This is a genomic window from Halalkalibacter sp. HAAS-P013 (genome assembly GCF_056619925.1).
Genome location: NZ_JBWQTU010000002.1, coordinates 392,319 through 415,199, shown reverse-complemented (window position 1 = coordinate 415,199; position 22,881 = coordinate 392,319). Strand labels below are relative to the sequence as shown.

The 22,881-nt window shown below is 38.4% G+C and carries 24 protein-coding genes; all 24 read left to right on the top strand.

The genetic code is table 11. From position 1 onward, the window contains the following. Positions 1 to 4 precede the first annotated feature (4 nt). The 24 genes from AC1FXP_RS06025 (at position 5) to rpoD (ending at position 22,814) form a co-directional block, all read left to right on the top strand. The gene (locus tag AC1FXP_RS06025) at positions 5 to 568 is read left to right on the top strand and encodes a TetR/AcrR family transcriptional regulator (protein ID WP_480059377.1); all 564 of its coding nucleotides are present in this window, start codon (positions 5 to 7) and stop codon (positions 566 to 568) included. Positions 569 to 689: 121 nt separating this feature from the next. Next, entirely contained in the window at positions 690 to 863 is a 174-nt protein-coding gene (gene rpsU, locus AC1FXP_RS06020) for a 30S ribosomal protein S21 (RefSeq protein WP_003323311.1), read from the top strand. 22 nt (positions 864 to 885) lie between these two features. Then, positions 886 to 1,329 carry a GatB/YqeY domain-containing protein gene (locus AC1FXP_RS06015; protein ID WP_480059375.1) on the top strand — a complete coding sequence of 148 codons (444 nt, stop codon included), beginning with the start codon at positions 886 to 888 and terminating at the stop codon, positions 1,327 to 1,329. A gap of 191 nt (positions 1,330 to 1,520) precedes the next feature. After that, complete coding sequence (locus AC1FXP_RS06010; RefSeq protein WP_480059373.1) at positions 1,521 to 2,879, top strand: NfeD family protein; 1,359 nt, start codon at positions 1,521 to 1,523, stop codon at positions 2,877 to 2,879. A gap of 4 nt (positions 2,880 to 2,883) precedes the next feature. Continuing rightward, a complete protein-coding gene (floA, locus tag AC1FXP_RS06005; RefSeq protein WP_480059371.1) occupies positions 2,884 to 3,885 on the top strand; it encodes a flotillin-like protein FloA in 1,002 nt (333 codons plus the stop codon). Between the two features lie 39 nt (positions 3,886 to 3,924). Further along, positions 3,925 to 4,455, top strand: a complete 531-nt coding sequence (locus tag AC1FXP_RS06000) for a hypothetical protein (protein WP_480059369.1) — start codon at positions 3,925 to 3,927, stop codon at positions 4,453 to 4,455. A 99-nt stretch (positions 4,456 to 4,554) separates the two neighbouring features. Further along, positions 4,555 to 4,845, top strand: coding sequence for a sporulation protein YqfC (gene yqfC, locus AC1FXP_RS05995; RefSeq protein ID WP_250096149.1), 291 nt, complete (start codon positions 4,555 to 4,557; stop codon positions 4,843 to 4,845). 44 nt (positions 4,846 to 4,889) lie between these two features. Further along, on the top strand, positions 4,890 to 6,089 hold the full coding sequence (yqfD, locus tag AC1FXP_RS05990) for a sporulation protein YqfD (RefSeq protein WP_480059367.1): 1,200 nt from the start codon (positions 4,890 to 4,892) through the stop codon (positions 6,087 to 6,089). A 5-nt stretch (positions 6,090 to 6,094) separates the two neighbouring features. Beyond that, on the top strand, positions 6,095 to 7,081 hold the full coding sequence (locus AC1FXP_RS05985) for a PhoH family protein (RefSeq protein WP_480059365.1): 987 nt from the start codon (positions 6,095 to 6,097) through the stop codon (positions 7,079 to 7,081). Positions 7,082 to 7,185: 104 nt separating this feature from the next. Beyond that, positions 7,186 to 9,387: an HD family phosphohydrolase gene (locus AC1FXP_RS05980; protein WP_480059363.1), complete on the top strand. Its 2,202-nt coding sequence runs from the start codon at positions 7,186 to 7,188 to the stop codon at positions 9,385 to 9,387. Next, complete coding sequence (gene ybeY, locus AC1FXP_RS05975; RefSeq protein ID WP_480059361.1) at positions 9,365 to 9,838, top strand: rRNA maturation RNase YbeY; 474 nt, start codon at positions 9,365 to 9,367, stop codon at positions 9,836 to 9,838. The genes AC1FXP_RS05980 and ybeY overlap by 23 nt, the downstream gene beginning before the upstream one ends. Beyond that, positions 9,822 to 10,208: a diacylglycerol kinase family protein gene (locus tag AC1FXP_RS05970; protein ID WP_480059359.1), complete on the top strand. Its 387-nt coding sequence runs from the start codon at positions 9,822 to 9,824 to the stop codon at positions 10,206 to 10,208. The genes ybeY and AC1FXP_RS05970 overlap by 17 nt, the downstream gene beginning before the upstream one ends. Before the next feature lie 27 nt (positions 10,209 to 10,235). Further along, positions 10,236 to 10,982 carry a DUF502 domain-containing protein gene (locus AC1FXP_RS05965; RefSeq protein ID WP_480059357.1) on the top strand — a complete coding sequence of 249 codons (747 nt, stop codon included), beginning with the start codon at positions 10,236 to 10,238 and terminating at the stop codon, positions 10,980 to 10,982. Next, complete coding sequence (locus tag AC1FXP_RS05960) at positions 10,975 to 11,373, top strand: cytidine deaminase (RefSeq protein WP_480059355.1); 399 nt, start codon at positions 10,975 to 10,977, stop codon at positions 11,371 to 11,373. The genes AC1FXP_RS05965 and AC1FXP_RS05960 overlap by 8 nt, the downstream gene beginning before the upstream one ends. Continuing rightward, the gene (gene era / locus AC1FXP_RS05955; RefSeq protein WP_480059353.1) at positions 11,366 to 12,277 is read left to right on the top strand and encodes a GTPase Era; all 912 of its coding nucleotides are present in this window, start codon (positions 11,366 to 11,368) and stop codon (positions 12,275 to 12,277) included. Before AC1FXP_RS05960 ends, era begins: the two co-directional genes overlap by 8 nt. Before the next feature lie 951 nt (positions 12,278 to 13,228). Continuing rightward, a complete protein-coding gene (locus AC1FXP_RS05950; protein WP_480059351.1) occupies positions 13,229 to 13,375 on the top strand; it encodes a YqzL family protein in 147 nt (48 codons plus the stop codon). Between the two features lie 39 nt (positions 13,376 to 13,414). Beyond that, positions 13,415 to 14,164, top strand: a complete 750-nt coding sequence (gene recO / locus AC1FXP_RS05945) for a DNA repair protein RecO (RefSeq protein ID WP_480059349.1) — start codon at positions 13,415 to 13,417, stop codon at positions 14,162 to 14,164. A gap of 311 nt (positions 14,165 to 14,475) precedes the next feature. Beyond that, positions 14,476 to 15,366 carry a glycine--tRNA ligase subunit alpha gene (gene glyQ, locus AC1FXP_RS05940; RefSeq protein WP_480059347.1) on the top strand — a complete coding sequence of 297 codons (891 nt, stop codon included), beginning with the start codon at positions 14,476 to 14,478 and terminating at the stop codon, positions 15,364 to 15,366. Next, on the top strand, positions 15,359 to 17,440 hold the full coding sequence (gene glyS, locus AC1FXP_RS05935) for a glycine--tRNA ligase subunit beta (RefSeq protein WP_480059345.1): 2,082 nt from the start codon (positions 15,359 to 15,361) through the stop codon (positions 17,438 to 17,440). The genes glyQ and glyS overlap by 8 nt, the downstream gene beginning before the upstream one ends. A gap of 131 nt (positions 17,441 to 17,571) precedes the next feature. Beyond that, positions 17,572 to 18,207, top strand: a complete 636-nt coding sequence (gene ccpN, locus AC1FXP_RS05930; protein WP_480059517.1) for a transcriptional regulator CcpN — start codon at positions 17,572 to 17,574, stop codon at positions 18,205 to 18,207. Positions 18,208 to 18,226: 19 nt separating this feature from the next. Further along, positions 18,227 to 19,042, top strand: coding sequence for a pyruvate, water dikinase regulatory protein (locus AC1FXP_RS05925; RefSeq protein ID WP_480059343.1), 816 nt, complete (start codon positions 18,227 to 18,229; stop codon positions 19,040 to 19,042). 276 nt (positions 19,043 to 19,318) lie between these two features. Further along, positions 19,319 to 19,798 carry a YaiI/YqxD family protein gene (locus tag AC1FXP_RS05920; protein WP_480059341.1) on the top strand — a complete coding sequence of 160 codons (480 nt, stop codon included), beginning with the start codon at positions 19,319 to 19,321 and terminating at the stop codon, positions 19,796 to 19,798. 50 nt (positions 19,799 to 19,848) lie between these two features. Next, positions 19,849 to 21,642, top strand: a complete 1,794-nt coding sequence (gene dnaG / locus AC1FXP_RS05915; RefSeq protein WP_480059339.1) for a DNA primase — start codon at positions 19,849 to 19,851, stop codon at positions 21,640 to 21,642. Positions 21,643 to 21,692: 50 nt separating this feature from the next. Continuing rightward, positions 21,693 to 22,814, top strand: coding sequence for an RNA polymerase sigma factor RpoD (rpoD, locus tag AC1FXP_RS05910; protein ID WP_250096133.1), 1,122 nt, complete (start codon positions 21,693 to 21,695; stop codon positions 22,812 to 22,814). Positions 22,815 to 22,881: the final 67 nt, after the last annotated feature.

Sequence of the window (22,881 nt, the reverse complement as noted above, 5' to 3'; positions counted from 1 at the left end):
CAACATGAAGGAGAAAATAATTGAAAAGAGCATTGACTTGTTTGGGCAAAATGGTTTTACTGAAACGTCTATTCAAGATATTGTAGAAGCACTCGGGGTAACGAAGGGGACGTTCTACTATTATTTTAAAAGTAAAGAAGAACTATTAATGGACATCCACCTTCGTTATATAGACGATTTGTTAACAAGCCAAGAGGAAATAGTAAATAAAGTTAGTACTCAAGAGCAAAAACTTTTTGAAATGGTCTATATGCTAATGAAACATATTGAGGGGCATGGACAAAGTACAAGAGTGTTCTTTCGCGAGATGCAGCATCTTAATGAAGTCCATTTAGAAGATATATTTAAGAAAAGTGATGAGTTTAAGGAGAATATAAAACGTGTAATTGAAAAGGGAATTGAAACTGGTGAATTTCGTGAAGATTTGCATAGCAATATTATAACTCTAGCCATTCTTGGAGCAGTGAATTGGAGTTATCACTGGTTTGATCCAAAAGGAGAGTTAAACGAAAAGGCTGTATCCAAAATATATATCGATTTAATGTTAAATGGATTAAAAGCAAAATGATAGAGTGGAACTTGTCAATTTTCGGTTGACCTATTACTATGATTGTATTATAATGCTAAGAGACGTGCACTCAAATTGAATGTACGTCCTGAGTTGGTTGTTTCGGAGGGAGGGAAATAAAATGGCAGAAACTCGTGTTCGCAAAAACGAATCGATTGATGCTGCACTTCGTCGCTTCAAGAGATCACTCTCTAAAGAAGGAACGTTGGCTGAGGTTAAAAAGCGTAAGCACTATGAAAAGCCTAGTGTTAAGCGTAAGAAGAAATCTGAAGCAGCAAGAAAACGTAAGTTCTAATTGAAGTGAGAGGGTGCTTTCATTGAATCTTCTTGAACGGTTAAATCAAGACATGAAGAATGCGATGAAGAACAAGGAAAAGGATAGACTCTCTGTCATCCGTATGGTAAAGTCATCGTTGCAAAACGAGAAGTATAAGCTCGGACGTGAGTTGACGGACGATGATAGCCTTACGGTGCTTAATCGCGAACTGAAACAACGCAAGGATTCCCTCCATGAGTTTGAAAAAGCAAACCGTGAAGATTTAGCTTCCAAGCTACGTGATGAAATCACTGTACTTGAAGACTATATGCCAGAACAGCTTTCTGAAGAAGATGTCTCTCAAATTGTTCAAGAAACAATAACAGAAGTAGGGGCGTCAACCAAAGGAGACATGGGTAAGGTCATGGGAGCAATCATGCCTAAGGTTAAAGGAAAAGCTGATGGTGGTCTTGTGAATCGTCTTGTGCAACAACATTTATCATAATGACACAAACGTCTCATCTCTTGTTAGAGGTGAGACGTTTTTTTGCTTTTACTAGAGCTGGAATTTGTTTTCATGATAGAATGATAAGTGAATTGAAAGCGAATATTATATAAAAATGGTTGAAGAAGTTGAAACCATTTTTAGGTTGTATTCGTAGAAGGATTAGAGCGACGATAGAAGGGAGGGTACATATGGAAAGAAGGCGTTTACGTCTAATTTGTTCAATCACATTTCTTCTTTTAGCTTGTTTGCTCATGCCAATTCAATCGCTAGTTTATAGTGATCAAGACTCTGATTATGAATCTTTAGTTTATTATATTCCAGTTGAGCAAACAGTTGAACGTGGTCTAGAAGCTTTTATGTCAAGGTCTATTGCTACGGCAAAAGAAGATGGTGCTACTCATATTATATTAGAGATGGATACACCGGGTGGAGCCGTTGATGCTGCTGGAAACATTGCGCTTTTAATTCAAGAAAGTGATATCCAGATTATTACGTTTGTTAAAAACAAGGCGATTTCTGCAGGGGCATATATCGCACTCAATACTGACAAAATTATTATGGCACCAGGGGCAACTATGGGTTCAGCAGCTGTAATTGATGGTGCTGGAAATGCGGCTGATGATAAGACACAATCATATTGGTTATCTGAGATGCGTAGTGCTGCTGAGTTGAATGATCGAGATCCGCAGTATGCTCTTGCAATGGCTGATCAGCGTATTGATCTGCCTGAATTAGGCGCGCCTGAAGGGGAGCTTTTAACCCTTACAGCTCAACAAGCATTGCAAGTAGGGTATGCTGAAGCAATTGCGTCTAATCGAGCGGAGCTTCTTGACTATTTAGAATTAGGAAATGTAGAAGAACGAGATATGGAAGTGAGCTTTTCTGAGCAGATTGCTCGCTTTGTTACTCATCCGGTTGTCATACCCATATTATTATCAATTGGTAGCTTAGGGTTAGTTCTTGAACTATATTCTCCTGGTTTTGGAGTTCCAGGAATAATGGGAATCTCCGCTTTATTGCTCTTTTTCTTTGGGCATATGTTCGCGGGCTTTGCTGGTTGGGAATCGATGATTTTATTTGTGATTGGTTTCTTACTCATTATGGTTGAGGTTTTTATACCTGGTTTTGGGATCTTTGGATTGTTAGGGATTGCCTCTGTTATTGGGGGGATGTTACTTGCGTCATTCTCAACGGCCTCGATGCTTATATATATTGCGATTGCCCTTGTGATAACAGCGGTCGCCACGGTTTTCATCTTTAAATATTTTGGCAATCGTGGTCCGATGAAAAAGATCATTCATACGGATTCCACCAGTAGTGAAAAAGGGTATATCTCTAATAAAACAAGAGAAGAATTGATTGGCCAAACAGGTACAACTTTGACTCCGCTCAGACCTTCAGGCTCAGCAGTTTTTGATGGAGAACGTCTTGACGTTGTATCTGAAGGAGGATATATTGGACAGGGTAGTAAAATTGAAGTTGTGTATACAGCTGGTTCACGAATTGTTGTTCGTGAAGTGAAAGAAAACAAATTAAGGGAGGAATAAGAAAATGGCATTAGATCCTGGTAGTATTACATTGTTAATTGGTTTAGCGATATTGCTAATTTTGCTTGCGGTATTATTTACTTTTGTACCAGTTATGCTGTGGATTTCAGCCTTAGCGGCAGGGGTTCGAATTGGTATTTTTGAATTAGTTGGAATGAGGTTACGTCGAGTCATTCCTGCTCGTGTTGTAAACCCGTTAATTAAAGCGGTAAAAGCAGGGCTTGATTTAAGTACTTCGAAATTAGAGGGGCATTATCTTGCTGGAGGTAACGTTGACCGAGTTGTTAACGCACTAATTGCAGCACAAAGAGCGAATATTGAATTAACTTTTGAACGTGCAGCAGCAATTGATCTAGCTGGACGTGATGTACTTGAAGCTGTACAGATGAGTGTAAACCCAAAAGTTATTGAAACACCATTTATTGCTGGTGTGGCGATGGATGGAATTGAAGTAAAAGCTAAGGCTCGTATTACGGTACGTGCTAACATCGACCGTCTTGTTGGGGGGGCTGGTGAAGATACGGTTATTGCCCGTGTTGGTGAAGGGATCGTTTCGACAATCGGTTCAGCTGAAAATCATAAAAAAGTATTAGAAAATCCAGATATGATTTCACAAACGGTTCTTTCAAAAGGATTAGATGCTGGAACAGCGTTTGAAATTCTGTCTATTGATATTGCAGATATTGATATCGGCAAAAATATTGGGGCTGAATTACAGACTGACCAAGCTGAAGCTGATAAGAAAATTGCTCAAGCAAAAGCAGAAGAACGTCGTGCAATGGCAGTAGCGAAAGAACAAGAGATGAAAGCGAAAGTTGAAGAAATGCGTGCGAAAGTTGTTGAAGCTGAAGCTGAAGTACCAATGGCACTTTCTGAGGCGTTACGTCAAGGAAACATGGGTGTTATGGATTATATGAACTATCAGAATGTGATGGCGGATACAGATATGCGTGATTCAATTAGCAAAGCTACTGATGGTGATTCAACTAATCAAAAGGGTGAATAATCATGAATCCTCCCCTAAAAATGAAAGGAGGAGATGAATGTGCCTTTAGAAAGTTTATTTGAGTTTATTGCTCAGAATTTTATCTTTGTAGCTGTTATTGTCGGTGGTATCATTAGTATGTTAGGTCGAATGACAGGTGCCGGTCAGCAGCAACAAGATAACCGTGGAGCAGGGCAGAGACAGAGAACTCCGCAACAACCACAAGAGGAAAAAGTTGATTGGCGAGAGATATTTAAGCAAGAAGAAGTGGAGCCTGAACGAGGACCAAGTCGCCAAGAACCTAAAGTGGAACAAGTCCAAGTAACAGGACCTTCTGAACGAGAGAAATTGCAGCAAGAGATTCAAAATCGGTATGATGAATTACGTCAAAAAAGAGAAAAAGCTTCTAAAAGAGACCGTGAAGTAAGAAGTGAGACAGAAGTAACTCATCAGAGTGGTAGTCTTGATCTCCAATTAAATCGTCTATCAAATAAAGAAGCTATGAAAGCAGTTGTGTGGTCGGAAGTGCTTGGTCGTCCGAGAGCGCGTCAGCCTCATAATACATTTTCAAGAAGACGCTACATGAAGTAGTGCCAATCAGGCACTGCTTCTTTTTTTTGTTTTGGCTTCGATTCGTTGTGATATCAATTCATCATTGATCATAAAGATTAGAGGAGAGGGGGTTCACATATGAAAAAAATGAGACAACAAATGAAGAACTGGATGACAAAGCAACTGCAATTACCTGCAGATGTCATGATGGACCTGCCGCGAATCACAATGATCGGCCAATTGCATATATACATTGAAAATCATCGCGGTGTATTAAGATTCTCCAACCAAGAGCTCCGGTTGTTACTTAAGCAGGGGCAATTACTTATAAAGGGTGACAACTTTGTCATTAAAACCATTTTACCGGAAGAATTGCTACTTGAAGGGCGCATTGATCAAGTTCTTTATATAGATGATTCACGTACATAGCAAGTAGCTAGGTATACGTATGTTTTAAAGGGGGAAAAACAACAATGAAGAATAATTGGACTAACCATTTACATGGCTATGTACGGGTAAGAATAGATGGTGATTATCCAGAAAGATTTCTTAATCGTTGTATTGAGGAAAACATCTCGATATGGCAAATAAAAAAAATTGGCGACAATCGAATTGTTTGCTATATGGATGTAGACGATGCAAAAAGGATTCGTCCATTTTTACGAATGACCAATTGTAAAGTGTCGTTTATTCAACGGAGTGGATTTCCTTTTTTAATAAGGAGAATCATGGCGCGCTCAGGGTTTGTTGCTGGTCTTGTGGGGTTTTTGGCCATTATGTTCGTTCTGTCAAATATGGTTTGGGGGATTGAAATTAAGGGAGCTTCTCCGCAAGTAGAGCATGAACTTAGACAAGTAGTAACAGAAATGGGGATAAAGCGTGGAGCATTTCAGTTCTCTCTTCCGAGTGTTGAGCTTATTCAAAGAGATGTCACTGAGTTAGTTCAAGGGGCCACATGGGTTGGTGTTAGGCAAAAGGGGACGACCTTTGAGTTTGAAGTAGTTGAACAACAACTTCCTGAAGAGGCAGACCGCTACAGTCCAAGACATTTAGTGGCAACGAAGAAAGCGATCATCCGTAAAATCTTTGTTGAACATGGTCAAGCCATGGTTAAGCCTAATGATTTTGTTAGAGAAGGAGATCTCCTTGTTTCCGGATATATAGGAAAAAAAGACGCTGAAGATGAAGAAAAAGAGTTGGTTCCAGCTCAGGCCGTTGTATTTGGTGAAATTTGGTACAAGTCTGAAGTGACAATCCCGTTAGATACCCTGTTTACTACATTAACTGGGGAAAAGAAATCAAAACATTATCTCTCGATTTCTGGGCTTGATATCCCAATATGGGGGTATGGAAAAGTTAATTTTGAAGAATCTACGGAGTCGGTTCACGAAAGACCTTTCAAATTTTTTAATTGGTCATTGCCATTAACTTATAAACGTTCTGATTTTCTTGAAACTGATCAATTTGAACGTACTTATACAAAGAAAGATGCTGTTCGGGCTGCCAGGGAACGTGCCCGTGTTGATTTATCGAAGGATTTACCAAAGGATGCGGAGATAATTGGAGAAAAAGTTTTGCACGAAACTGTTGAGAATGGTAAAGTAAACTTACGGATACATTACCAAGTAATAGAAGATATTACATCGGAGCAACCGATTATTCAAGGAGATTGAGTCTATTGTCAGAAACGAAAATAATACAGTTAGAAGTCAAGAATGCCAATGAGACACAGGCACTTATTGGACCTCATGACAGACATCTGAAGCGAATAGAAGAACATCTTGATGTAACGCTTGTTACACGTGGCGAGGAAGTACTCGTTACTGGAGATGTAGAGAAGATAGAAATTGTTCGCAAAATCATTACAACTTTAATACAATTAATCCGAAAAGGGATAACTATTTCTGAGAGAGATGTCGTATATGCTGCTCAATTAGCTGAAAATAATCGTTTAGATGAGCTTCTTGAGCTTTATGATGAAAAAGTTGCAACGAATGTCAAAGGAAAACCGATTATTGCGAAGACTCTTGGTCAACGTCATTATGTCTCTGCCTTAAAGAAAAAAGACATGGTTTTTGGAATTGGTCCAGCAGGTACGGGGAAAACGTATCTAGCCGTTGTCATGGCAGTAACGGCTTTAAAAGAAGGTCATGTAAAGCGAATTGTTTTAACTCGTCCAGCCGTAGAGGCGGGAGAAAGTTTGGGCTTCTTGCCTGGAGATTTAAAGGAGAAAGTCGATCCATACTTGCGTCCTCTTTATGACGCTCTTCATGATGTTTTAGGTATGGAACAAACGGCAAGGTTGATGGAAAGAGGTACGATTGAAGTAGCGCCTTTAGCTTATATGCGTGGACGTACACTAGATGACGCTTTTGTCATTCTTGATGAAGCTCAAAATACAACTCGTGAACAAATGAAAATGTTCATCACTAGACTGGGATTTGGGTCGAAAATGGTGATCAATGGAGATCTAACACAGATTGATTTGCCACGTGGCAAAAAATCCGGCCTGAAAGTTGCGATTGAAATTTTGGACAAAGTAAAAGATATAGCATTTATTTATTTGCAACAGTCTGATGTTGTTCGTCACACATTGGTGCAACAGATTTTACAGGCCTATGAAAAACAAGATGCTGATGAGAGAGAATTCATCGAAAGAACATAGGATTATGTGGAAAAGAAAGCCTTGCCTTAGGAGGCGTTAATAGGAAGACCCTCTTAATGAAAGAGGGTCTTCCCTTTTGAGAATGAAGAAAAGGAAGAAATGAGGTGATTTGTTTGAAGAGAAGATCAACCATTGATCAACAGAAGTGGTGGAAAAGACTTCGAGAACATCAATACATACGCGCAATCCTTTTTTGTACGATTGGATTTATTCTTTATATATTATTGTTAGGAAATGTTATTCCAGAAACATTGGATATTCGTCTTTCTCAAATTGCTGACAAAGACATCCGTTCACCTATAACAATCGAGCATAGAACGGCTACAGAGGAACGGCGAAGTGCAGCTATAGATGAGATTGGACCTGTTTATGACTTAAAACGAGAGTATGCTCAAAATCAGGTAAAGAAAGTAGATGATATCTATGAAGTTGTTAATAAAGCAAAGAATATGGAAGAAGAACTTGTTGGCGACCGCGATTTAGAAGAAGAGCCTTTAAGTGAAGATGAACTAATTGAGTTGCAAATTGATTATATAAAAGAAGTTCTTTCCTTAAGGAGGAGTAACGGGATTACAGATCAAACTCTCATTACACTTTTAGACGCAGGAGATTCACAGTTGCAAATTGCAAAAGAGACGACAACAAATGCTGTACATGAAGTAATGAGTGAGAGAATATCCATTCGAGAATTAGCTGATGCAAAACAGGAAGTTAGCAACCAAATTGCTATTTCTACTGTAAGTAGTAGGCTTCTAGATGCCATGATTGAAGTGGCCCAATTTGCTATCATTCCGAATTACATATATGATGCTAATGCAACTGAACAACTAAGACAAGAGGCAGCGGAGAGTGTCGAGCCCGTTCTAATTAGAGAAGGACAACTTCTTGTAAAAGAAGGGGAAATGATTGATCATGACATCTATGAACAACTTCGGATTGTAGGGCTATTAGACGGATCCTTCAATATTTTCCCATATATAGGATTAGCTTTGCTCATTTTGCTTATTACGGGTATGTTGGCGTACTATGTAAATGAAGCGCAAACTTCCGTACAAAAAAATAACAGCCATTTATTAATGTACACGTTAATTTTTATTGTAACAGTATCTTTAATGAAAATTACTAGCCTATTAGAAGGGTTAGAAATTCAAGGTATTGGATTTGTTGTACCTGTGTCAATTGGAGCAATGCTTATTACGTTGCTCATTCATACTCGTCTTGCGTTATATACAGGTATAATGTTTGCTGTTATTGGAAGTATTATGTTTAATAATGAAACTTTAGGAACGTTCAACTTTACTTATGGTTTTTATATGTTATTTAGTTCATTTGCAGGTGCTTATTTTTTAGATAAGTCTAATCGAATTTCTAGAATTTTAAGAGCAGGTTTATTTGTTTCAGCTATTAATATCGTGGCTGTCATTGCTTTATTATTTATGAAAAGCGTTCAAAGTGGTTGGTTTGAAATTGGGATGCACGTTGGATTTGCCTTTTTATCTGGTTTTGTAGCTGCGGTATTAACAATCGGCTTATTGCCATTTTTTGAGGCGGGGTTTGGAATTTTATCGACATCTAGATTAATTGAACTTTCAAGTCCTAACCATCCTTTATTGCGTAAAATATTGGTTGAAGCCCCGGGAACGTACCATCATAGTGTTGTTGTCGGGAACTTAGCAGAAGCAGCTTGTGAATCGATTGGCGAAAATGGGCTACTAGCTCGAGTTGGTTCTTACTATCACGACTTAGGAAAAACAAAGAGACCACACTTTTTTATTGAAAATCAAATGAGAATGGAAAATCCTCATGACAAAATTTCTCCGCAATTAAGTAGAACTATTATTATCGCACATCCTTATGATGGAGCGGATCTATTGCGTGAGTATAAGATGCCTAAAGAGATCATTGATATTGCCGAGCAACATCATGGTACGACTCTACTAAAGTATTTTTATCATAAAGCAAATAAGGATACTGACCAACCGGTTCCAGAGTCGCAATTTCGCTATCCAGGTCCAAAGGCGCAAACAAAAGTTTCAGCCATCGTTGGAATTGCGGATAGTGTAGAAGCAGCGGTACGAACGATACAGAAGCCAACACCAGATAAAATTGAAGCGCTCGTTCGAAAAATAATTCAAGATAAATTAGAAGATGGTCAATTTGATGAATCGGATCTAACGTTAAAAGAACTTGACCAAATAGCTGTTTCGATCCTTGAAACGTTAAAAGGAACGTTTCATCAACGTATCGAATACCCGGAAGATGTAAAAGGAAGGGAGAAAAAGGATGAACATTACTGTGGATTTTAATGATGAGACGAACAGTATTACAGAAGATCAGCATGAACTGATTGAGTGTGTAATTTTGAAAACGGCAGAAGTGGAAGAATTAAAAGGGGAAATTGAAGTCTCGGTGACAATTGTAGATGAAAAACGTATTCAAGAAATTAATAGGGAATATCGGGATAAAGACCAACCAACAGATGTTATTTCTTTTGCTTTAAATGAACAAGATGAAGATGAACCTGAGGTTGTCTATGCAGAAGATATGCCTAATATCCTTGGTGATATTATTATTTCATCTGCTCACATTAAAAAGCAAGCGGAGGAATACGGCCACTCATTTGAGCGGGAACTAGGCTTCTTAACAGTTCATGGTATGCTTCACTTACTTGGATATGACCATATGACAGATGCCGATGAGAAGGAAATGTTCTCAAGGCAAGAGGACATTTTAACTGCTTATGGGCTTACACGATAGAAACAAAAGAGGTTTTAAAAGGTTACTCAGGTCATTTTTTTATGCCTCACAGGGATTCAGATACGTTCTTAAACATGAACAGAACATGCAGATTCACTTGTTAGTAGCAATTGTAACTATGTTTGCTGCATTTTTATTGCGATTTTCAGTTGAGCATTGGGTAGTATTGCTTTTAGTAATAGCTAGTATGTTTGCTCTAGAAATAATGAATACAGCCATTGAACGTACAGTTGATCTTGTAACGGAAGAATACCATCCATTAGCAAAACGGGCAAAGGATATAGCGGCAGCTGCTGTCTTCATCTATTGTTTATTTGCAGTGGCAATTGGATGTATCCTTTTTATCCCGGCTATACTTAAATTGTTATAGAACTGGTTGAGAGGAGTACCCTCTACTATGTGGAAGAGATTTCAAAAAAATATTATTGCAGGCATTATCTTCTTGTTGCCTGCAATAGCAACAATTTACGTTATTCAATTACTGTTTGGCTTGGTAGATGCATTTCTCGGGTCCTTTATTACAGATGTGTTAAAAGCATTGAATATTATCACAACAGAAGAGGGCCGCATCTATTTTCTTGGGGTGTACACTCCTTTCTCGGAACGACTGCTCGGAATTGGTTTTATATTAACGATCCTCCTTATAACATGGGTTGGAGCCATGCGTATTCAAGGGAGAGGCATGAAAATATTTGGTACTATTGATCGTTCCTTTCGTAAAATTCCGATTGCAAACTCTATCTATACTTCGGTAGAACAAGTCATTCATGCGTTTGCGCAAGAACGTTCTTCGTTTAAAAACGTTGTACTTGTTGAATATCCAAGAAAAGGTCTCTATACGGTCGGATTTCAAACAGGAGAATCAAAAGGAGAAGCACAGAGGGTAACTTCAAAAGATTGTATTAATGTTTTCCTGCCTACGACACCAAATCCAACTTCTGGTTGGCTTGTGCTCGTTCCAAGAGATGAAGTAATTGTCTTAAATATGACTGTAGAACAAGGGTTAAAGTTCATTATTTCTGGTGGTGTCGTTGTACCGCCTGACCCAGAAGCCATAGTAAATGATATGGAAACGGAGTACAATGAACGGGATATGGTCGTTCATGTACGCTCGAGAAGAAAGGATGAGGAAAATAATGAATAAAGAGCAATTAATCGTTGAAGCTAAGCGGGCAAGGGAACAAGCGTATGTGCCTTATTCTAACTTCCCTGTTGGAGCAGCCCTGCTAATGGAGGATGGTTCAGTTTATAGAGGTGCTAATATCGAAAATGCCTCATATGGACTTACGAATTGTGCTGAGCGTACGGCTTTGTTTAAGGCGTATTCGGAAGGGAATAAGAATGTAAAAATGGTAGCTATCGTAGCAGGAACGGACAGGCCTGTCTCTCCATGCGGAGCTTGTCGTCAAGTGATGGTTGAATTGTGTTCGCGTGACACGCTTGTCGTATTGACGAATTTAAAAGGTGATATTACAGAAATGACGGTAGCAGAGTTGCTACCTGGAGCATTTACAGCGGAGGATATGGATGAATAACGAAAAAGGTTTTAAATCAGGATTTGTTTCTATTATTGGTCGACCGAACGTGGGAAAATCAACGCTATTAAATCATGTAATTGGACAAAAGATCGCAATAATGTCAGATAAACCACAAACGACACGAAATAAAATACAAGGCGTTTATACGAGTAATCAGTCTCAAATTGTTTTTATTGATACACCAGGTATACATAAGCCTAAACATAAGCTTGGCGATTTTATGATGAAAGTTGCGCAAAATACATTAAGGGAAGTAGATTTGGTTTTATATGTAGTTGATGCTACAGAAACATTTGGATCAGGTGAGGAGTTTATTATTGAGCGTCTAAAGGATACGGCTACTCCTGTCTTTCTTGTTATAAATAAAATTGACAAGATTGCGCCTGATAATTTGTTTGGGATTATTGATACGTATCGAACAAAATATGACTTTAAAGAAGTAATTCCTATTTCTGCATTGCAAGGAAATAACGTGCCAACATTAATGGAACAAATTACTGAATATCTAGATGAAGGTCCTCAATATTATCCGAGTGATCAAGTAACAGACCATCCAGAGCGTTTTGTTGTGGGAGAATTGATTCGTGAGAAAGTTCTTCATTTGACTCGAGAAGAAATTCCACATTCAATTGCTGTGAATATCGAACAAATGAAAACACGCGAAAACAGTGATACTGTTTATATTGGAGCAACCATTATTGTTGAACGCTCTTCCCAAAAAGGAATTATTATTGGAAAACAAGGATCAATGCTTAAAGAAGTTGGGAAACGAGCAAGAGGCGACATAGAATCATTACTCGGCTCAAAAGTCTTTCTAGAAATCTGGGTAAAAGTCCAAAAAGACTGGCGCAACAAACCCGCCCACCTTAGAGATTTCGGATTTAGAGAAGATGAGTACTAGAGTTCATAAAAAAAGGGCGAACTTCCCTTTTTTTATGAACTCGAAGCGATGAGCGAAGCCGCCGTCATGTTTTAAGCCTTTTGAGCGATCTTCTCAAAAGGCGCACGGCGAGCGTAGCCATCGCAACCATGTTCGCACGTAACAAGAATCAAGAGCAACTCCTTTGAAAGTGAATCGAGGAGCAAAGAGCAAACCCGTCGTAATCTTTTAAGTCTTTTGAGCGCTCTTCTCAAAAGGCGCACGGCGAGCGTAGCCATCGCAACCATGTTCGCACGTAACAAGAATCAAGAGCAACTCCTTTGAAAGTAAATCGAGGAGCAAAGAGCAAACCCGTCGTAATCTTTTAAGTCTGTTAGGATTGGGTTTCTCCTAACAGGAGCGCAGCGAGTGGAGCGATTGCAAACATAATAAATGGAGTTCAAATTCACATACGATTTGAGCTCTTTTTTTGTTGCTACGATATTTAAGAAGTATCCCTATGAAGAACAAATTAAAACCAATAAGGCTTAGAAAGGTCGTTCATCAACGGGATCAAGGACCTATTGAAACGAAATAGACCAAGAAGTGTTCTTCATCAGCATGATGAAAGACTTGTAGCAACGGAATTTAATTAATTTGGTCGTTCATTATCCAAAAACCGGTAAAAACTAAAGTGGAGGGTGCTTCAATTCATTCAATTGAGATCGCTGAGTACTAATCAAAGCTCAATTAGTATTGCTCTTTGGTATGTTATTTATAAAATTCTAATCCAAAACTGAATCCCTTAGGCGTCTATCCATTGTTTTTTGATTCGTAATTCATTATCATAATAGTAGACGAACAAAAAATGGAAGTACCAAATGTCAAGCAGATTTAATTAACAATATTTCCTTATCATGATTCTAGGAAAGTAGGTCATCATACAAGTATAGAGCGTAAGTCTAAGTCTTTTATAGAAAGGTGGATTCTGAAATGCTCGATTTTTCATGGAAAGTCTTTTCAATGACAGGTAATGTGGACACGTATTTATTGTTGAAAGAATTAGAGCGGGATTCAGACGATCAATTCAGACAAGAAGACATGGAGGATATCGAAACATCCGACGCTCCAACACATTAATGTATGTTGACACCTCACAAAGGACGTGTGGTGACAAGTATGATTCACAAAGTTGAAGGCATTGTGATTCGGACAACAGATTATGGCGAATCAAATAAAATTTTAACAATATTTTCAAGAGAATTAGGTAAAGTTGGTGTTATGTCTCGTGGGGCAAAAAAGCCTAAAAATCGATTATCGGCTGCTTCACAATTGTTTATTTATGGCACATTTGTTTACCAGAAAAGTCAAGGTCTTGGTACCCTCAATCAAGCAGATATAGTAGATTCTTTTAGAGAGGTTCGAAGTGATTTATTTCGGGCCTCTTATGCCACTTACATAGTTGAAATGACAGATAAACTGACAGAGGAGAGAAGTAAAAATCCTTTTCTCTTTGAATTGTTATATCAAACGCTCTATTATTTAAATGAAGGTATTGACTCTGATGTGTTGCTTAGAATTTACGAGGTGAAAATGCTTGTTGTTGCGGGGATAAAACCAGAACTAGACCAATGTGTAAGCTGTTCTTCTACTGAATTACCAGTTGCCTTTTCCATTCGACATGCTGGTTTTTTGTGTCATCGATGTTTGCATCGAGATGAAAAAGCGTTTAAATTATCTGCTCATGCAGCAAGATTACTAAGATTATTCTTTTATATCGATTTGCATCGTCTTGGACAAATATCGTTAAAGAAAGAAACAAAGCAAGAACTAAAAGAAGTGTTAGCAGCTTATTATGATGAGTACTCAGGATTAAGGTTAAAATCCAAACGTTTCCTTGAACAAATGGAACGGATGGGTGATTTTTAGCTCGAATGTTGACACTTTTGCTGAAGTTTTATATGATGCTATTAATAACATATGGTGCATTGATGGAAAGTAGTACTTATCCTCTCTTGAGAAAGCGAACCTAGGACAGTGCGAGCTAGGGATCTAGACGATAAGGAAGGCATTCCGGAGCACATTCGATGAAAGTGATTAAAGTCTACTTTGACTTTAATAATTAGGGTGGAACCGCGGGAAGAGCTCTCGTCCCTATGTCATTACGACATAGGGATGGGAGCTTTTTCTTATGCCTAATCACTCGAATGTCACCATGAAAATTTAAGGAGGAAATTATAGTGAATGTACAAAATATGATTTTGACGCTACAGGAATATTGGTCAAAGCAAAATTGTATGATCATGCAAGCGTATGATACAGAGAAAGGGGCAGGAACAATGAGTCCCTTTACACTTCTTAGAACAATTGGTCCTGAACCTTGGAATGTAGCATACGTTGAGCCATCTCGCCGGCCTGCAGATGGAAGATATGGGGAGAATCCGAACCGACTTTATCAACATCATCAATTTCAAGTTATTATGAAGCCGTCTCCTAATAATATTCAAGAACTTTATTTGAAAAGTTTAGAGGCGCTTGGAATCAACCCGTTAGAACATGATATACGTTTCGTGGAAGATAACTGGGAAAATCCGACCCTTGGTTGTGCAGGGTTAGGATGGGAAGTATGGCTTGATGGAATGGAAATTACACAATTTACATACTTTCAACAAGTTGGAGGGCTTGAGGCAAGTCCTGTTTCAGCAGAAATAACGTATGGACTTGAGAGGCTAGCATCCTATATCCAGGATAAGGAAAATGTATTCGACCTTGAGTGGGTTGAAGGGTTTACGTATGGAGATATTTTTAAACAACCAGAATATGAGCATTCAAAGTACACATTTGAAATTTCAGATACTCAAATGCTTTTCTCGCTTTTTGGAACATATGAGCAGGAAGCTAAAAGAGCATTAGATGAGTCACTTGTTTTCCCGGCATATGATTACATTTTAAAGTGCTCACATACGTTTAACTTGCTCGATGCAAGAGGGGCCATTTCTGTTACAGAGAGAACCGGCTACATTGGGCGCGTAAGAAACTTAGCGCGTGCAGCAGCAAAATTATACTATGACGAACGTGAGCGCTTAGGATTCCCAATGTTAAAAAAAGAGGAGGGAAAAGATAATGAGTAAACGAGACTTCTTACTAGAAATTGGTTTAGAAGAATTACCTGCAAGATTTGTCACGAGTTCAATTGAACAGTTAAAAGAAAAAGTTGAATCATGGCTAAAAGAAGAACGGTTAGCATTTGATTCCATCCGGACGTTTGCTACGCCTAGGCGCCTTGCGATCTTCCTTGAGGGGCTTGGTGAGAGTCAGCCTGATATTAGCGAGGAGGCAAAGGGACCAGCTAAGAAAATAGCTTATGATGATGAGGGAAACTGGTCAAAGGCAGCTCAGGGTTTTGCTCGTGGACAAGGTGTTACGACTGATGACCTCTTTTTTAAAGAAGTTAAAGGAGTAGAGTATATCTATGCTAATAAATACATCGCAGGGAAAAAGACAGTAGACCTTCTTCCGGCTCTGAAAGATCTTATTGTTTCATTACACTTTCCAAAAAATATGCGATGGGGTAGTAATGATCTCCGTTTTGCTCGTCCAATTAGATGGCTTGTTACCTTGTACGGCGAAGAGGTCATTCCATTTTCAATTACTGGAATTGAAACGGGTGTGAAAACTTATGGACACAGGTTTCTTGGGAAGGAAATCGAGTTACGTGATCCAAGTGAATATGGGGTAGCGTTGCTTGGTGAATATGTCATTGCTGATCCAATTGAACGAAAAAGAGCTATACGAAATCAAATTGAATCAATGACTGAAGGAAACGGTTGGATTGTACCGATTGATGAGGACCTTTTAGAGGAAGTAACTCATTTAGTAGAATATCCAACTGCACTTTCTGGAAACTTTGATGAAGGTTTTCTAAAGTTGCCAAAAGAAGTGTTGATTACCTCGATGAAAGAACATCAACGGTACTTTCCTGTAGAAAATGAATATGGCGACTTATTGCCTTATTTCATTACAGTGAGAAACGGGGATCATCAACACCTTGAGAACGTAGCAAAAGGCAACGAAAAAGTCCTTCGTGCAAGGCTTTCTGATGCGGCGTTTTTCTATAATGAAGATCAAAAATTAAATATTAATGATGCGCTGCAACGTCTGGAGCAAATTGTTTATCATGAGGAACTAGGTTCAGTTGGAGATAAGGTTCGACGTGTTAAAAAGCTAGTAACCGATTTAAGTGTATTACTTAATGTTGATTCAGCAAAAGCGCAAACTGCGAATCGAATTGCAGAGATTAGTAAGTTTGACCTTGTTACGCAAATGGTAAACGAATTCCCTGAACTACAAGGTAGAATGGGTGAAGTTTATGCTGAATTAGCTGGAGAATCAAAAGAGGTAGCTAAAGGTATTAATGAGCATTACAAGCCGAGATCTGCTGGTGATTCAAGTCCTTCATCTCTTGAAGCGACGGTTGTCAGCATAGCAGAAAAGTTAGATACGATTGTAACTTGTTTTGCCATAGGATTAATTCCAACAGGTTCACAAGATCCGTATGCGCTTAGACGTCAAGCGGCGGGGATCGTTCAAATGCTTCATGATCATAATTTAAAAGTGACTCTTGAACAATTGCTAAAAGTAAGTTTAGATGTTGCGAAAGACAGGAAACTGCTTAAGCGTGACTATGAAGAGATCCAAACGGAACTTGTTGAATTCTTTAAATTAAGGGTTAGGGCACTTCTTCAAGAAAATGAAATTCAATATGATATTATTGATGCTGTATTAAATGATGAGATAGGTCATATTCCGACTGTAATGAAAAAAGCAAAGGTTATTACTGAAAAGCGTCAAGACTTGGCATTTAAAAAGGTAGTTGAGGCACTAAGTCGAGTAACAAATATCGCGAAGAAGGCTGAAGCTTCTATCGAAATTGACCCAACATTGTTTGAAAAAGAAGAAGAAAAAGTGTTATTCAGACATTATCAAGAGTTGAAAGTAAATGTGGAAAAGGCGTTGGAAAAAGGTGAGGCCAAGCTTGCTTATGATGAGCTTGCAAGCTCTGAGCCAGTAATTAATCAATATTTTGATCACATCATGGTTATGGCAGAGGATCAAAATATTCGACAAAATCGACTGCAGCAAATGAGTGAACTGTCTAAAGTTATTCGTTCTTATGCCCAATTCCAGTCAATCGTATTCGCTTAAAATGTAATTTATGACTTCTTATTTTGATAAATAGGAAGTCATATAAGCTTGCTATTTCCATATTGGCTATCACTCGTATATAATAATTATAAATTAGTATGGCACTTTTGTGCTAAGGACGGTGAAAACCAATCGAACTAACAAGTAGGCAAGAAATAATTGTTGAGATTGTTAAGGAAAGTGGCCCAATTACCGGGGAACAAATTGCAGAACGTCTCTCTCTAACAAGAGCTACACTTCGTCCTGATTTGGCTATTTTAACAATGGCAGGCTATTTAGACGCTAGACCACGTGTTGGGTATTTTTACACAGGGAAATCTGGAAATCAAATGTTAGCAGAGAAAGTCAAGAACATTACGGTAAATGAATACCGATCTAGGCCCGTTGTTGTTCAAGAGTCAGCATCGGTGTATGATGCGATATGCACGATGTTTTTAGAGGATGTTGGAACATTATTTGTCGTGGATAAGCATATAACCTTAGTAGGTGTTCTCTCAAGGAAAGACTTACTTCGGGCAAGTCTTGGAAAGCAAGCGCTTGAGTCTATTCCTGTAAGTATTATTATGACGAGAATGCCTAATATTACAGTATGCAAACAGGATGATTTAATTATTGAAGTGGCTAATAAGTTGATTGAAAAGCAAATTGATGGACTTCCTATTGTTGTGGAAGTAGACTATGGCTCCCGCTTTGAAGTAGTAGGTCGGATAACGAAAACGAACATAACAGCATTACTAGTTGATTTAGCTAATGATAAGGTAATATAAGCGGTAAGGAGGGGCATTCATGGAAGAAATTAGAGAGCGACCAGTTGTCTATGTCGTTTCAGATTCGGTAGGGGAAACGGCGGAATTGGTTGTAAAGGCTGCTGCTAGTCAATTTAGCAGTGCTGGACTTGAAGTGAGACGAATCCCATATGTTGAAGATAAAGAAACAATTGAAGAAGTAATTATCTTAGCTCGTAAAGCTAATGCACTAATCGCGTTTACACTTGTTGTTCCAGAAATAAAAGAACACCTATTGACACTTGCACAGGAAACGGGTGTTGATACGGTAGATATTATTGGCCCAATGTTAGAGAAAATAGGAACATTGACGAAAAAGGCTCCGCGTTATGAGCCAGGTTTAATTTATCGATTAGATGAGGATTATTTTCGTAAAGTCGAGGCAATTGAATTTGCTGTTAAATACGATGATGGTCGTGACCCAAGGGGAATTATTCGTGCTGATATCGTGTTAATTGGAGTTTCGCGTACATCAAAAACACCACTTTCTCAATATTTAGCACATAAACGATTGAAAGTAGCGAACGTGCCACTTGTTCCCGAAGTAGAACCGCCTAAAGAGTTATTTCATATTACACCGAAAAAATGTGTCGGGTTAAAAATTAGCCCAGAAAAATTAAATGATATTAGGGCGGAACGATTAAAAGCACTTGGATTAAAAGCCCAGGCTAACTACGCTAACCTTGATCGAATCAAAGAAGAATTGGCGTATTCAGAAAAAATTATGCAACGGATTGGCTGTCCTGTTATTGATGTTTCAAATAAAGCAGTTGAAGAAACAGCCAATTTAATCTCAAGTATGTTCTTAAAAAAATAATAATAGGAAGTATCTTGCGTATAGAAGCAAGATGCTTTTTATTTTTGGGGCTAGTCAAAGGAGTAAAAGTTGCGTATAATAAAGAATTGTGATTCTAATAGTGAAGAAAATTTTGGTTATATTTTAAAAAAGAACAAATAAATTTTAAAAGTCAAGACTTTTTCTTTGTTTTTTGGTAATGATAGTAAGGATAAAAAAAACGAAACACGTTACAGATCTTTAATTCGACAAATATCTACGAAATTCTTTAAAAAGATAGCAGGATTTTTGAAGGGAATGTTGAATTCAACTATTATGAATCCTTCATTACAAACCATTTATGTCGACGCGGACGCTTGTCCAGTAAAAGCAGAAATAGTAGAAATTTGTGAGTTCGTTAACATGCCGATGGTGTTTGTCTCATCTTATGCGCATACGTTAACTCTACCACCTATAGCTAAAGTGGTGACAGTTGATAATGATAAAGAAGCGGCAGATTTGTTTTTAATGAACAATGCTAAAAAAGGCGATATTTGTGTCACACAAGACCATGCTCTTGCCTCTATCATGTTAGCTAAAGGGGTAATAACATTATCCCCCCGTGGATTTGTTTATCAAGAAGATACCATTTTGCAAATGTTGGATGCACGCTATATTTCGCAAAAACATAGGAGAATGGGTGGGAAAACAAAAGGTCCAAAACCTTTTCGACAAGAAGATCGTCAAATGTTTATTGAACAACTCACAAAAATTGTTACAGAAAAAGAAGGAACATAGCAAAAAAACTCGAATTGTAAGAGAAATTGGTATGATTAATGGTGATAACAATGAGCAACAGGATACCGGATGAAAAGGTTGAGCTGATTAGACGCTCATCGGATATTGTCGAAGTAATTAGTGATTATGTGCAACTAAAAAAGCAAGGTCGGCAGTATATTGGATTATGTCCCTTTCACGGTGAAAAATCTCCTTCTTTTTCTGTATCACCGGATAAACAACTTTACCATTGTTTTGGCTGTGGTGCTGGTGGGAATGTTTTTTCGTTTCTGATGGAACTAGAAGGACTTACGTTTATTGAATCCGTCAGAAAGCTTGGAGAGCGTGCAAACATTGATTTACCTGATGCAACCGCTCAGTCACCTGCATCAGGGCCACAAGTATTAATGCGCTCAGCTCATGAGTTAGCTGCTAAACTTTACTATCATGTTCTTACGTTAACCGAACAAGGATCTGAAGGTCGCTCTTATGTGAAAAAACGCGGTTTTACAAAAGAACAAATTGAGCATTTCCAAATTGGTTTCGCTCCAGATCGCTGGGATGCACTTGTTACAATCTTAACGAAGCGCAATTTTTCATTAGAAACAATGGTTCAAGCAAGTTTATTGGGTGAAAGGGAGTCAAAAGACGGTTATTATGACCGTTTCAGAAACAGATTAATGTTTCCGATCTGGGATGGGCAAGGCAATGTTATCGCTTTTGGTGGTAGATCCATCTCAGATGAAAAGCCAAAGTATTTGAATAGTTCTGATTCGCCAATCTTTCATAAAGGAAAAACACTCTATGGTCTTCACTTAGCAAGACCTTCAATTAGAAAGCTAGGTTCAGTTGTCTTATTTGAAGGATATGTGGACGTGATTGCAGCTTGGGGGGCAGGACTTTCTAATACAATAGCTACACTTGGTACTGCTTTAACAGAGGAGCAAGCTAAAGTGATTAGGCGGAATGCCGAGACTGTTACTATCTGTTATGACTCAGATAAAGCAGGAACGAGCGCAGCCTTTCGGTCAGCAGGGATACTAGAACAAGTTGGTTGTACTGTGAAAGTTGCTCAAATGCCAGAAGGGCTTGACCCCGATGACTATATTCGTACATACGGTGCTAAAAGCTTCAAATCGAATGTAATAGGGGAAAGTTTGACTTTAATGTCATTTAAAATGCGTTATTTGCGTAAAGGTAAGAATATGCAAAATGAAGCTGAAAGAATGAGCTATATTGAGGACGTTTTAACTGAGATTAGTACTTTACCGCGAGCAGTTGAGCGGGACCACTATCTCAGACAGATCGCCGAAGAATTTTCGCTTTCTTTAGAAGCTTTAAAGCACGAACAGTTTCAAATTTATCGAGAAAAACGGAAACAAGATAAAAGTGAGTATCAATCAAAGGATCGTCCAATACAATCTAGGAAATCCTTAGAAGCAAGAAAATTATTACCAGCCCATCAAAATGCTGAGAGATTTTTACTTGCTCATATGATGAGAGATGTTGAAGTGGCAGAACTTGTTCAAGAACGCATCGGTGGGAGTTTTAATATTGATGAACATCAAGCAATAGCGGCTCATCTTTTTGCATACTTTGGAGAAGGATATGAGGCTAGTCCTAGTCAATTTATTCAAGGACTGCAAGATGAAAAATTAATTAGGATTGCAACAGAGCTTGCAATGATGTCGTTAAATGATGACTTTCAAGAGAAAGAACTGCTCGATTATATGAAATTGATTGAAACCTATCCAAAACGGGTAAAAATACAACAAAAAGAATTAGAAATGAAGCGAGAGAAAGACCCATTAGAAGCAGCGAGACTTCTTATGGAGATTAATCGTATGAAACAGGAGCTTCTCTAGCATGTATTGGCAAGAAGCTTTGGTTGTGAACAATGGAAGGAGGGGATCGAATGGCAGATAAACCACTACGCCCATTAGCGGAAGGTGAATTGTCTATCGATCAAGTGAAAGAACAATTAGTGGAGATAGGTAAAAAGCGCGGAGTACTTACTTATGCTGAGATTACAGAGAAATTAGCGGCATTTGATCAAGATTCCGATCAAATGGATGAATTTTTTGAATATCTTGGTGAGCAAGGAGTCGAAATCCTAAATGAGACGGACGATGTTGTTCCAAATCTCCAGCAAGCTGTAAAAGATGAAGAAGAGTTTGACCTTAATGATTTAAGTGTACCACCTGGTATTAAAATAAATGATCCTGTAAGAATGTATTTAAAGGAAATTGGTCGTGTTCCCCTTCTTTCGGCTGAAGAAGAAATTGAGCTTGCCAAACGAATTGAACAAGGTGATGAAGAAGCAAAAAGGAGATTAGCGGAAGCTAACTTACGTCTAGTTGTCTCTATTGCTAAACGTTATGTTGGTCGTGGTATGCTGTTTCTTGATTTAATCCAAGAAGGTAATATGGGGTTAATTAAAGCTGTTGAAAAGTTTGATTATGAAAAGGGATATAAATTTAGTACGTATGCGACATGGTGGATTAGGCAAGCTATTACTCGTGCGATAGCGGACCAAGCACGAACGATCCGTATTCCTGTTCATATGGTAGAAACGATTAACAAACTAATTCGAGTACAGCGCCAGCTCCTTCAAGATTTTGGGCGTGAGCCAACACCTGAAGAAGTAGCACAAGAGATGGAGTTAACTCCGGATAAAGTTCGTGAAATCTTAAAAATTGCTCAAGAGCCTGTGTCTTTGGAAACCCCTATCGGAGAAGAAGATGACTCACATCTTGGTGATTTTATCGAAGACCAAGAAGCGTTGGCTCCTTCTGATGCGGCTGCATATGAACTATTGAAAGAGCAATTAGAAGACGTCCTAGACACGTTAACCGATCGAGAAGAAAATGTTCTTCGTTTACGCTTTGGGTTAGATGATGGTCGTACTCGTACTTTAGAAGAAGTGGGTAAAGTATTTGGTGTTACTCGCGAGCGCATTCGTCAAATTGAAGCGAAGGCATTAAGAAAGCTACGCCATCCTAGTCGTAGTAAGCGACTAAAGGATTTTCTAGAGTAAGGTTGAGAAATCGTATGAAATAGGAAATAAGAGTCTTCATAATGGGTCTGATTCTGTTTTAAGAACA